General features: G+C 70.6%; 13 protein-coding genes. 5 read left to right on the top strand and 8 right to left on the bottom strand.

Going from position 1 to position 11,357, the window contains the following annotated elements; genetic code table 11:
• Positions 1-6: 6 nt before the first annotated feature.
• From ybeY to AC1DXJ_RS17590, 3 genes are all read right to left on the bottom strand, one after another.
• Positions 7-474 carry an rRNA maturation RNase YbeY gene (ybeY, locus tag AC1DXJ_RS17600; protein ID WP_477612551.1) on the bottom strand — a complete coding sequence of 156 codons (468 nt, stop codon included), beginning with the start codon at positions 472-474 and terminating at the stop codon, positions 7-9.
• Positions 452-1,501, bottom strand: coding sequence for a PhoH family protein (locus tag AC1DXJ_RS17595; RefSeq protein ID WP_477637554.1), 1,050 nt, complete (start codon positions 1,499-1,501; stop codon positions 452-454). The genes ybeY and AC1DXJ_RS17595 overlap by 23 nt, the downstream gene beginning before the upstream one ends.
• Positions 1,502-1,582: 81 nt before the next feature.
• The gene (locus AC1DXJ_RS17590; protein ID WP_477631964.1) at positions 1,583-1,954 is read right to left on the bottom strand and encodes a histidine triad nucleotide-binding protein; all 372 of its coding nucleotides are present in this window, start codon (positions 1,952-1,954) and stop codon (positions 1,583-1,585) included.
• Between the two features lie 151 nt (positions 1,955-2,105).
• On the opposite strand from AC1DXJ_RS17590, the gene AC1DXJ_RS17585 reads away from it, so the two are divergent.
• The gene (locus AC1DXJ_RS17585) at positions 2,106-2,654 is read left to right on the top strand and encodes a SigE family RNA polymerase sigma factor (RefSeq protein ID WP_477631963.1); all 549 of its coding nucleotides are present in this window, start codon (positions 2,106-2,108) and stop codon (positions 2,652-2,654) included.
• The gene (locus AC1DXJ_RS17580; protein ID WP_477637553.1) at positions 2,651-3,793 is read left to right on the top strand and encodes a Gmad2 immunoglobulin-like domain-containing protein; all 1,143 of its coding nucleotides are present in this window, start codon (positions 2,651-2,653) and stop codon (positions 3,791-3,793) included. Before AC1DXJ_RS17585 ends, AC1DXJ_RS17580 begins: the two co-directional genes overlap by 4 nt.
• Positions 3,794-3,799: 6 nt before the next feature.
• On the opposite strand, the gene AC1DXJ_RS17575 is transcribed toward AC1DXJ_RS17580, so the two are convergent.
• The 3 genes from AC1DXJ_RS17575 to hrcA are packed head-to-tail and all read right to left on the bottom strand — an operon-like array spanning position 3,800 to position 6,770.
• Entirely contained in the window at positions 3,800-4,543 is a 744-nt protein-coding gene (locus AC1DXJ_RS17575) for a 16S rRNA (uracil(1498)-N(3))-methyltransferase (RefSeq protein ID WP_477637552.1), read from the bottom strand.
• A 15-nt stretch (positions 4,544-4,558) separates the two neighbouring features.
• Positions 4,559-5,683 (bottom strand): molecular chaperone DnaJ, encoded by a 1,125-nt coding sequence (dnaJ, locus tag AC1DXJ_RS17570; RefSeq protein WP_477612545.1) that lies wholly within the window; start codon positions 5,681-5,683, stop codon positions 4,559-4,561.
• A gap of 55 nt (positions 5,684-5,738) precedes the next feature.
• Positions 5,739-6,770, bottom strand: a complete 1,032-nt coding sequence (gene hrcA, locus AC1DXJ_RS17565) for a heat-inducible transcriptional repressor HrcA (RefSeq protein WP_477612544.1) — start codon at positions 6,768-6,770, stop codon at positions 5,739-5,741.
• A gap of 148 nt (positions 6,771-6,918) precedes the next feature.
• Here hrcA and AC1DXJ_RS17560 point away from each other — a divergent pair, with 148 nt between their 5' ends.
• Positions 6,919-7,803, top strand: coding sequence for a DUF3097 domain-containing protein (locus tag AC1DXJ_RS17560; protein WP_477637551.1), 885 nt, complete (start codon positions 6,919-6,921; stop codon positions 7,801-7,803).
• A gap of 187 nt (positions 7,804-7,990) precedes the next feature.
• Complete coding sequence (locus tag AC1DXJ_RS17555) at positions 7,991-8,482, top strand: DUF4870 domain-containing protein (RefSeq protein ID WP_477631959.1); 492 nt, start codon at positions 7,991-7,993, stop codon at positions 8,480-8,482.
• A gap of 45 nt (positions 8,483-8,527) precedes the next feature.
• Here the strand turns inward: AC1DXJ_RS17555 and hemW are convergent, their stop codons facing one another.
• Positions 8,528-9,754: a radical SAM family heme chaperone HemW gene (hemW, locus tag AC1DXJ_RS17550; RefSeq protein ID WP_477637550.1), complete on the bottom strand. Its 1,227-nt coding sequence runs from the start codon at positions 9,752-9,754 to the stop codon at positions 8,528-8,530.
• Between the two features lie 268 nt (positions 9,755-10,022).
• On the opposite strand from hemW, the gene AC1DXJ_RS17545 reads away from it, so the two are divergent.
• Positions 10,023-10,817 carry a tyrosine-protein phosphatase gene (locus tag AC1DXJ_RS17545; protein WP_477631958.1) on the top strand — a complete coding sequence of 265 codons (795 nt, stop codon included), beginning with the start codon at positions 10,023-10,025 and terminating at the stop codon, positions 10,815-10,817.
• A gap of 45 nt (positions 10,818-10,862) precedes the next feature.
• Here AC1DXJ_RS17545 and AC1DXJ_RS17540 read toward each other — a convergent pair whose 3' ends face one another.
• The gene (locus tag AC1DXJ_RS17540; protein ID WP_477624662.1) at positions 10,863-11,333 is read right to left on the bottom strand and encodes a hotdog fold domain-containing protein; all 471 of its coding nucleotides are present in this window, start codon (positions 11,331-11,333) and stop codon (positions 10,863-10,865) included.
• Between the last annotated feature and the right edge of the window lie 24 nt (positions 11,334-11,357).

Here is an 11,357-nt window from a genome sequence, read left to right as displayed (position 1 = left end):
GCCCCATCAGGTGGCGGGCCGCCCGCGGCCCGCGAGGAAGGTGAGCAGCAGCTGCCGCTGGAGCTCGAACATCTCGCGCTCCTCCTCGGGTTCCGCGTGGTCGTACCCGAGCAGGTGCAGGATCCCGTGCGTGGTCAGCAGCAGGAGCTCCTCCTCGGTCGCATGTCCCGCGTCGGCGGCCTGCTTGGCCGCGACCGACGGGCAGAGGACGATGTCGCCGAGGACGCCTTCCTCGGGCTCGTCGCCCTCCCGGGCCGGCCGCAGCTCGTCCATCGGGAAGCTCATCACATCCGTCGGGCCGGGCAGGTCCATCCACTGGACGTGGAGCACCTCCATCGCGGCCTCGTCCACCAGTCGCAGGCACAGGTCGGCGCCCGGATGGACCCGCATCTCCCCCATGACGTAGCGGCTCAGCGCCACCAGCTCGAGCTCGTCGAGCTCGAAGTCGGTTTCATTGAGAACGTCGACGCTCACGCCCTCGCCCTCCCTGACCGTGCTGCTCGCCCTGCCCGTTCTGTCCTCGGAGGCGCTCGCCCTGCACGGGCTGGCCCTGATCGTCCCAGCGGCCGTAGGCGTCGACGATGGCGCCCACCAGGCGGTGCCGGACGACGTCCTGGGCGGTGAGCAGGGAGAAGTGGATGTCCTCGACGTCACCGAGGATGTCCCGGACCACCCGCAGCCCCGACCGGGTGCCCTCGGGGAGGTCGATCTGGGTCACGTCACCGGTCACGACCATCTTGGACCCGAAGCCGAGGCGCGTCAGGAACATCTTCATCTGCTCGGGTGAGGTGTTCTGGGCCTCGTCCAGGATGATGAACGCGTCGTTGAGGGAACGCCCACGCATGTAGGCCAGCGGCGCGACCTCGATGGTGCCGGCAGCCATCAGCCGCGGGATCGACTCGGGGTCGACCATGTCGTGGAGCGCGTCGTAGAGCGGCCGCAGGTAGGGGTCGATCTTGTCGTTGAGCGTGCCGGGCAGGAAGCCCAGCCGCTCGCCCGCCTCGACTGCCGGCCGGGTCAGGATGATGCGGTTGACCTGCTTGGCCTGGAGCGCGGCGACAGCCTTGGCCATCGCGAGGTAGGTCTTGCCCGTGCCCGCCGGGCCGATGCCGAAGACGATGGTGTGCTCGTCGATCGCGTCGACGTAGTGCTTCTGGTTGAGCGTCTTGGGCCGGATGGTGCGGCCGCGGTTGCTCACGATGTTCATCGTCAGCACGTCGGCGGGCCGCTCCGTCGTCTGGGCACGCAGCATGCTGATGGAGYGTTCGACGGCGTCGCGGTTGAGCGGTTGACCGCCGTCGATGACCAGGAGCAGCTCGTCGATGGTGCGCTCGGCGAGCGCGACCTCGGCACTCGGGCCGGACAGGTGGAACTCGTTGCCCCTGACGTGGATCTGCAGCTGCGGAAAGGCCCGCTCCATGGTGCGGAGCAGCTCGTCGCGCGGACCGAGGAGGGTCACCATCTGCACCTGGGCAGGAATCTCGACGGTGTGGGTGGGCATCGGAAGGGCACCCTCGGGCGCGCCCCCCAGCGTGGTCGGATGATCAGGATCTGGCATGGTCCGACCAGTCTACGGTGCCGCTCAGCCGGGTGGCCACGTCATGGACCGGCCGCCGAGCACGTGGACGTGGGCGTGGAACACGGTCTGATGTGCCTCCGCGCCCGTGTTGAAGACCGAGCGGTAGCCACGGTCGGCGATGCCCTCCTGCGCGGCGACGGCAGCCACGGCGCGGATCAGGGCCGTGACGTCGTCGGGTGCCTCCTGCGCAAGCGCTGCGACATCGGGCACGTGGTGGCGCGGAACCACCAGGACATGGGTCGGAGCCTGGGGTTCGAGGTCCCGGAACGCGAAGGTCGCCTCGTCCTCGTAGACCACGGTGGCCGGGATGTCCCCCGCCACGAGCTTGCAGAACAGGCAGTCGGGGTCGGTGTGCCGCGTCGCCGAAGTCTCCATGAATCGAGCCTACCCATGCAGGTATCCCTCCAATCGGAACGAAACCTGCAGGCGCCCCCGTGAAGGTCGCTCCACCTGGGTGAGAAACCTGCGCCCGGCGCGTCAACCGGTTGACAGGGCTGCGCGTCATCAGGTCGTGAGACTGTTGAGCGTGGCAGAGCATGACCACCGTGGCGAGGTCCGGCCGGCGGCCGACGAGGCCATCGCCGAGCTGTATGCCGCGCACTGGACCGGGCTGGTCCGACTGGCGTGGCTCTTGCTGCGCGACGACCTCGCGGCCGAGGAGGTCGTCCAGGACGCGTTCATCGCCGTGCACCGACGGTGGGACTCGATCCGCGACCACCAGGCGGCGTCTGCCTACCTACGTCGGTCCGTCGTCAACGGAGCGCGCTCGGGCCTGCGACACCGCGGGGTCGAGGAGCGCTACGTCGCGCGCGAGCAGGGTGAGCCCACGGCCTACACACGGCACACCGAGGCGAGCGCCGAGGACCGCGCCCTCCAGTCCGAGAGCACCAGTTCGATGATCAGCGCGCTGGGGCGACTGCCCCAGCGCCAGAGAGAGGTCCTGACGATGCGCTACTACCTCGACCTGAGCGAGGCCGAGATCGCCGACGCCCTCGGCATCTCCGCGGGCTCGGTCAAGGCCCATGCCCACCGCGGGCTCGCCACGCTGCGCGACCGGATGGAGGCAGCGTCATGAGCGATCGCATCGACTTCCTGCACCCCGACTACGAGCCGGGAGAGTTCGACCAGGTCGAGCGGCGACTGCGCCAGGCCCTGGCCCAGGACGTCCAGCAGGTGCACCCGTCGAACCGCCTCGACACGATCCTGCACGAGGCCCACGAGGCGGGCCCGCTGACCGGTGCCGGTGGCACGGGCACCCGGCGCTGGATGATGCCGCTGGCGGCCGCTGCGGCCGTGGCGGCGATCATCGGCGGCGTGTGGTGGTCCGCCCAGGACGACGGGCCCACGATCACGCCCCCGCAGACCTCCGGGCCGTCGCAGTCCGCGACCGGGTCCGCCAGCACGAGTCCCACGACGTCGCCCTCCTCGTCGCCGTCGACCAGTGGCCCGGCCGCGACGCAGTCGGTGTCACTGCCCGTCTACTTCGTCGGGCCGATCGGGGACGACAAGCCCACCTACCGGCTGTTCCGGGACTTCATCCGCAGCGAGCTCCCGACGAGTGCGACCCCGGCGGAGAAGGCCAAGGCCGCGCTCGTGCTGGCCATCAACGCCCAGCCCTACAGCAACACCGACGGCTACCTCCAGCCGTGGTCCGGCCAGACCATCGGCGACGTGACCGTCACCGACAGGCTGATCACGGTCCACCTGGCCAACGGCGGCTCCAAGGACGCCGTCGTCGGTGACGAGAACAAGCGGCTCGCCGTCCAGGAGCTCGTGTGGACCGCGCAGGCCGCGATCCAGCAGACCTTCCCTGTGCGGTTCGAGGTCGCCGACGGTTCGACCACGCTGTTCGGGTCGATCTCGACGGCCCAGACCTTCACCAGGCCGCCGTCCGACCGGCTCTATGAGGACGTCGCTCCCATCTGGGTCACCACGCCCGGCCGCGACCAGGTGCTTTCGGCAGCCAAGCCGGTGGTCGTGGAGGGCCTGGCGATCGTGTTCGAGGCCAACGTCACCTACGAGCTCAGGCGCGGCAGCACCAAGGTCAAGGCCGGGCACACCACGGCCTCGATCGGAGCCCCGATGCAGGGCACCTACTCCATCGACCTCGGCAAGCTCACCGCCGGCGACTACTCGATCCGGGTCTTCGAGCCGAGCATGGAGGGTGGCAACAAGCTGGCGGCAGAGAAGGTCGTGTCCTTCTCGGTCCGCTAGGGTCCCTCAGCGCCAGCGGCCGGCCGCGCTCAGCACCGCGAGCGCGGCAGGCCCGGCGCTGGAGGACCGCAGCACGGTGTCGCCGAGGCGGACGGTCAGCGCCCCTGCTTCCTCGAACGCACCGACCTCCTCGGCGGTGATCCCGCCTTCCGGGCCCACGATGACGAGGACGTCGCCGTCGGTCGGGAGCGCCTGGGCCGCAAGGGTCTGTGTCGCGTCCTCGTGCAGCACGTATGCCGCCGCGGCGCCGGCGATGCGCGCCGCGAGGGTCTTGGTCGTGACCAGCTCTGCGACGACCGGCACTCGCGCGCGGCGGGACTGCTTGGCCGCTGCGGTGACCGTCGACTCCCACTTGCGGCGGGCCTTGTCGCCACGCTCACCACGCCACTGGACGATGCTGCGCGACGCCTGCCAGGGCACCACCTCGTCGACCCCGAACTCGGTCGCCGCCTCGATGGCCTGGTCGTCGCGGTCACCCTTGGCCAGGGCCTGCACGAGGACGAACCGGGGCACAACCTCCGGCTCGCGGCACACCTCCAGGACGACCAGCTCGAGCTCTGCCTTGCCGGTCGCCTGGACCGTGCAGGTGACGCGCAGGCCGGCGCCGTCGGCAAGCATCACCCGCTCTCCGGGGGCGATCCGGCGGACGGTGGCTGCGTGCCGGCCCTCCGGACCATCGAGGACCACGCGCGTGCCCGCGGCAGCCTCGACGAGGACGGCTGGTTCGACGAGGAACAGCGGCAGGGTCACGTCGGGCGGACCTGGCTACTTGGCCTTGAAGGCGTCGCGGAGCTTGCCGAACAGCCCGGGGTGGGCCGGGGACAACCGCCCGGCCGGGTGCTCCTCACCGCGTAGCGTGGCCAGCTGGCGAAGGAGCTCCTCCTGCTGCTCGTCCAGGCGGGTCGGGGTCTGCACGTTGGCGTGGATGATGAGGTCGCCGCGGCCGGTGCCGCGCAGGTGCGTGACCCCGAGGCCACGCAGCGTCATGGCGTCGCCGGGCTGCGTGCCGGCCTTGATCTCGAGCTCGTTGCTGCCGTCGAACGTGTCGAGCTTGACGGTGGTGCCGAGAGCGGCGGCGGTCATGGGCAGCTCGACGGTGCAGTGCAGGTCGTCCCCACGCCGCTGGAAGGTCTGGTGGGGCCGCACCGCCACCTCGACGTAGAGGTCGCCGGCGGGACCGCCGCCCTGGCCGACCTCACCCTCGCCTGCGAGCTGGATGCGGGTGCCGGTGTCCACTCCGGCAGGCACCTTGATCTTGAGGGTACGGCGGGTGCGGACCCGGCCGTCACCGGAGCACTCGAAGCACGGGCTGACGAGCACCTCACCGTAGCCCTGGCAGGTGACGCAGGGACGGGTCGTCATCACCTGGCCGAGGAAGGAGCGCTGGACCTGCTGGATCTCGCCGCGACCGCCGCACACGTCACAGGTGCGGCGAGCGGTGCCCGGCTGGGCACCGTCACCGTGACAGGTGGAGCACACCACGGCCGTCTCGATGGCGAGCTCCTTCTCGGCACCGAACACGGCGTCGCCGAGGTCGATGTCGAGCCGGATGAGGGCGTCCTGGCCACGTCGCTGCCGCGACCGCGGACCCCGCTGTGCCTGACCTGCCCCGGCGCCGAAGAAGGCGTCCATGATGTCGCTGAAGGAGAACCCCTGCCCGAACCCGGCAGCGCCGCCGGCATAGGGGTCCGACCCCATGTCGTAGGACCGGCGCTTGTCGGCGTCGGAGAGCACGTCATAGGCCTGCGACACCTTCTTGAACTGCTCCTCCGCCTCCGGGCTCGGGTTGACGTCCGGGTGCAGCGTGCGGGCCTTCTTGCGGTAGGCGCGCTTGATGTCGTCGGGGCTGGCGTCCCGGGACACACCCAGGTCCTGGTAGTAGTCGTTCAACGAATGTCCTTGGTGTCACCGGGGTGACGGTCGGTGGTACGAGGTCGGACGCGCGTCACTGCGCGAGGATTCGGGAGACGTAGGTCGCCACGGCCCGCACCGACGCCATCGTCGTGGGGTAGTCCATCCGCGTGGGGCCGAGGACGCCGAGACCGGCGACGAGCTCGGAGCCCGAGCCGTACTCGGTCGAGACGACCGAGGTCGACTGGAGCCCGGCGAACGGGTTCTCGTGGCCGATGCGCACCGAGACCGTGTCGGAGGTCTCGCGCGCGGTGCCCAGCAGCTTGAGCAGCACGACGTGCTGTTCGAGGGCCTCGAGGACCGGGCCGATGCTGAGCGGGAAGTCGGTGCCGACGCGCGCGAGGTTCGCCGTACCCGCGAGGACGACACGCTCCTCGCGCTCCTCGACGAGGGCGTCGTCGAGGGACCGCACGACGGCCCGCACCAGGTCACGGTCGCCCGGCTCGAACTCGTCGGCGAGGCTCGCCAGGGACGCCGCGGCGTCGACCAGCCGCTGCCCGACGGCGCGCGCGTTGACCTTGACCCGGACGAGCCCGAGGGTCGCCTCGCCGTCCTTGCTGGACAGGTCGTGGCTCGTCTCGATGATGCGTTGCTCGACGCGGCCGGTGTTGACGATGAGCACGACCATCAGGCGGGTCGGGCCCATCGCGACGAACTCGATGTGCCGCACTGTCGACCGGGTCAGCGACGGGTACTGCATGACGGCGACCTGCCGCGTCAGTGAGGCGAGCAGTCGGACCGTCCGGTCCACCACGTCGTCGAGGTCGACGGCGCCCTCGAGGAACTGGGCGATGGCGGCCCGCTCGGCCGCCGTCATGGGCTTGACCGAGCTCAACCGGTCGACGAACAGGCGGTAGCCGGCGTCGGTCGGCACGCGCCCGGCGCTGGTGTGCGGAGCCGCGATCAGGCCCTCTTCCTCCAGTGCCGCCATGTCGTTGCGCACGGTCGCGGCCGAGACCCCCAGCTGGTGCCGGTCCAGCAGGGCCTTGGAACCCACCGGCTCAGAGGTCTGGACGTAGTCCTGCACGATCGCGCGCAACACTGCGAGTCGACGTTCTTCACTCATCAGGCACCTCCTTCGACCGATCTGGCCCGGCTACGGACAGGCTGGCACTCAGGCTCAGCGAGTGCCAAGTCTACGTTGTTCCCGTGTCCTGACCGCACGGGCGGCGCGCCCGCGCCGCCAAGGCCCCGAGGCGGCATACCCTGCGTCGGTGTCCGACCGCTATGGCTCCGATGTCCTGTCCGGCGACTGGAAGGTCCCCCCGCGGGGCCGCTCCCGCGAGGTGGAGGCCGAGACCGGCCTGGTCGTCGAGGACGTCGAGACCGGCTGGTGCGGTGCGGTGGTCCGCGTCGAGAAGGCCGGCGGGATGCGCGTCGTGCACCTCGAGGACCGACGCGGCCGCACGAAGGGCTTCCCGATGGGTCCGGGTTTCCTGCTCGACGGCTCCCCCGTCATCCTGACGCCGCCCACCGCTGCCGCGCGCGCGCAGCTGGCGGAGGCCAGGGCCGTCGCCTCGCGCACCGCCTCCGGCTCACGGGCCGTCCACGGAGCGACCGCGCGGGTGGCCAGCGGCTCGCGGATCTTCGTCGAGGGCCGGCACGACGCCGAGCTGGTCGAGAAGGTCTGGGGCGCCGACCTGCGGGTCGAGGGCGTCGTCGTGGAGCTGCTCGACGGCGTGGACGACCTGGTCGCGGCGATCGCGGACTTCCAGCCCGGCCCCGGCCGCCGGATGGGAGTCCTCGTCGACCATTTGCTGCCGGGCACCAAGGAGCACCGGGTGGTGCAGGACGCCGCGCGGGGACCGTATGCCGCGCACGTGCGTGTGCTGGGGCACCCGTACGTCGACGTGTGGCAGAGCGTGCGCCCGGAGCGGCTCGGGCTGTCGCAGTGGCCCGTCATCCCCCGTGGCCAGTCCTGGAAGCACGGCATCTGCGCGCACCTGGGCTGGGCGCTCCACGACCAGGCCGACATCGCGCGGGCGTGGAAGCAGATCCTCGGGACCGTGCGCTCCTACGCCGACCTCGAGCCGACCCTGCTGGCCAGCGTCGAGGAGCTCATCGACTTCGTGACGGAGTCACGAGATGTCACAGGGTGACGGAGTCACGAGATGTCACAGGGTGAGCGAGCCGGGGCACTGACGTCCTCGGCGACCCCTGCCTCGGGGTCGACCCTGACCTGTCCCTGAACCTCCCCTGCCTACACCCCGAAAGGTGGACTTTCGGAGGTCGTCGTGCGTTTCACTGGGTGCAGACACCACGCAGACCCTCACCACGGAGAGACCCATGACCGACCAACCAGAGCAGCCGCAGCAGTCGCAGGTGCCCCCACAGGCGCCCCCCGGCTACCAGCCGACGCCGCACCAGCCACAGGACCAGCCACAGGACCGGCCGCCGACCCAGCCCCCGCCGGCGGCCTACGGCGTGGCTCCCCGGCCGATGTCGCCCCAGGACGAGAAGACCTGGGCGACCCTCGTCCACATCGCCCCGTTCGTCGCGGCCATGGTGGGCTTCCCGTTCCTCGGCCCGCTCATCGTCTTCCTCGTGTTCAAGGACCGGGGGCCGTTCATCCGGTTCCACGCCGCGCAGGCGCTCAACTTCCAGATCGTCATCACGATCGCGCTGTGGGTCTTCGGGCTCCTCTCGTTCGTGCTGATCGGGATCCCCTTCTTCATCGCCACGGGCATCGCCTGGGTGGTCTTCTCGATCATCGCCGCGGTCAAGGCCAACCACGGCGAGTGGTACCGCTACCCCCTCACGCCCGAGCTGGTGAGGTAACTGCCTGGCGGTCGGCGCAGTGCGAACGTCAGCACAGTCCGAACTTCAGCGCAGCCCCAGGAGCCGTCGCACGACGGTGTCCGCCAGCAAGCGGCCCTGCCTCGTCAGCACCACCCGCTGACGGCGCAGGGCCGCCTGCGCGTCCACGAGACCGTCGGCGATCAGGCCGGCGACGGCGAGGCGCCCGTCGTCACGCAGGTCCGCGATCGGCAGACCGTCCACGAGCCGCACGCCGAGCAGCACTCGCTCGTCGTACCGCTGCTCGTCGGTCAGCGTCTCCCGCCCGTGAGCCGGGCTGAGCCCCTCGGCGACGCGGGCGGCATACGCGTTGGGGTGCTTGACGTTCCACCAGCGCACTCCGCCCACATGGCTGTGTGCGCCCGGCCCGATCCCCCACCAGTTGCCGTCGGCCCAGTAGCCCTCGTTGTGGCGGCACCGCGCATCCTCGCGCCGGGCCCAGTTGCTCACCTCGTACCAGGTGTAGCCCGCCGCGGCGAGGTGCTCGTCGGCGATCTCGTACTTGGCCGCCTCGTCGTCGTCTTCAGGAGCGGGCACCTGTCCGCGCCGTACCTGGGCCGCCAGCTTGGTGCCCTCCTCGACCACCAGGGCGTACGCCGAGATGTGGTCGGGCTCCAGCGAGCTCGCCACAGCCAGGCTGGTCCGCCAGTCGTCGAGGGACTCGCCCGGGGTGCCGTAGATGAGGTCGAGGCTGACCTGGAGCCCGGCGGCGCGGGCGGCGTCGACCGCGCGTTCGACGTTGGCCGGGTCGTGGGTGCGCTCGAGGGTCTGCAGGACGTGCGGCACCGCCGACTGCATTCCGAGCGACACCCGGGTGAACCCTGCTTCGGCGAGGACGGCGAGCCCCGCGGGAGTCACCGAGTCGGGGTTGGCCTCGGTGGTCACCTCGGCGCCAGGAGCCAGCCCGAAACGGTCCCGTATGCCGTGCAGCATCCGGGCGAGGTCCTCCGCGGCCAGCATCGTGGGGGTCCCGCCGCCGACGAACACCGTGTCGACGGTCGGCACCTCGCCGAGCACGTCGACCGCGAACACCAGCTCACGCAGTGCCGCGTCAGCGAACGTGCCGATGCTGGCTCCGTCGACGCCGAGCTCGGTCAGCGTGTACGTGTTGAAGTCGCAGTAGCCGCAGCGCACCGAGCAGAACGGTACGTGCAGGTAGATGCCGAACGGACGGTCCCCGAGAGCCTGGAGCGATGCCTCTGGGAGGAGCCCGTCCGACGGCGCGGGGTCACCGTCGGGCAGGGCGCTGGGCATGGCTCCATCCTCGCAGGCGACGCCCGCAGCCCGGACACGGCGTGTCTTGGGGACACGCCGGAGTGGACTCGAAATGGCCCCCGAAAGTCCCAGAAATTTCCGCTGAACCACTTGTGGCGCAGTCGTCCCTGGATTAGAAATAACCCACGCAATCGCTTCGGCGAGAGCGTCGGTCAGGACCTCGGTCCTGACCGTCGAAGGCCTCGGAAACTCATACTTTCCGAGGCCTTCACCTATGTCCGGGGGTCTCACGCGTAGGGTCGAGCAGGTGACCACCCCTCTCTGGATCGACCTCGACGGCGTCGTCAACATGCGTGATGTCGGAGGCCTGCCGACCACCGACGGTGGCCACGTCGCCACCGGACGACTGCTGCGGTCGGACAACCTCCAGGACCTCACCGACGCCGACATCGTCGACCTCGTGGAGCGCATCGGCGTCACCGACATCGTCGACCTGCGCAGCAACGTCGAGGTGCAGATCGAGGGCCCGGGGCCGTTGCGTGCCCGGGACCTCACGCACCACCACCACTCACTCTTCCGCGACGACGTCCGGGAGGTGACGGCGGCGGAGGCGCTGGTCCTCCCCTGGTCCAAGGCTGCCCAGGCCGCTGCCGACGCCGAGCCGCGTCTCGACGACGACTACTGGGCCAGCCACTACCTCGGCTACCTCGCCCACCGGCCGGACTCGGTCAGCGCTGCCCTGCAGGTCGTCTCGCGCAGCCGCGGCGCGACGATCGTGCACTGTGCCGCAGGCAAGGACCGTACGGGCACCGTCGTGGGTCTGGCCCTGTCCGTGGCTGGCGTGAGCGACGAGGACGTCGTCGCCGACTACGTCGCCACGGGTGAGCGGATCGAGCGGGTCGTGGCCAGGTTGATGGCTCGCCCCGCCTACGGCGAGGTCCTGGCGGGACAGCCGATGGACCACCACCGTCCCAAGCCGGAGACGATGGAGCGGATCCTCAGCGTGCTGACCGAGCGCTACGGCGGCGCCAGCGGCTGGCTGCGCGCGCAGGGCTGGAGCGAGGACGAGGTGGACGCCCTGCGCGCGAGCCTGCGGGCCTGACCCGGCCCCGCGGCATACCGGGTCGTGGCGCTCGCCTGCGGCGGCTCACCGAGCCGGTTTGTCGGTGACCCAGAGGCGGATGGTGCCCTGCACGACGGGGGTGCCGTCCCCGCGGACTCCCTTGACCCGCACCGGGATCTCCACGTCGCCTTCGCGCGCCCAGTCGGCCGGGTCCGTCTCGGCGACGCAGGTGATGTCGGTGGTCGCCTTGGCGGTGTACTCCACCTCCATGCCCTTGGGGATCCACCGGCGCGTCGGCGGGATGGTCGCCTCCGCGAGGGCGCCCATGGCCGCCTCGAGGCCGTTGCAGATCGCGATGACGTGGACGGTGCCGATGTGGTTCTGCACGCGGTGACGCTTCTTGATGGTCAGCTCGGCACGGTTGGGTCCCAGCTCGACGAACCGGGGACGTGCGGTGCGGAAGTAGGGCGCAGCCTGTTCGAAGACGAGCGAGAAGAGACGCTTGCCCTGCGGGTATGCCGTGAGGCGCCGGTACATCGCGTAGGTGTCGACCATGCGCTGATGTTACCGGACGGTAAC

This window comes from Pedococcus sp. P2_D9, assembly GCF_056404275.1.
Note: the sequence above shows the minus strand (reverse complement) of the source record. Positions and strands in the feature narration are given on the sequence as shown.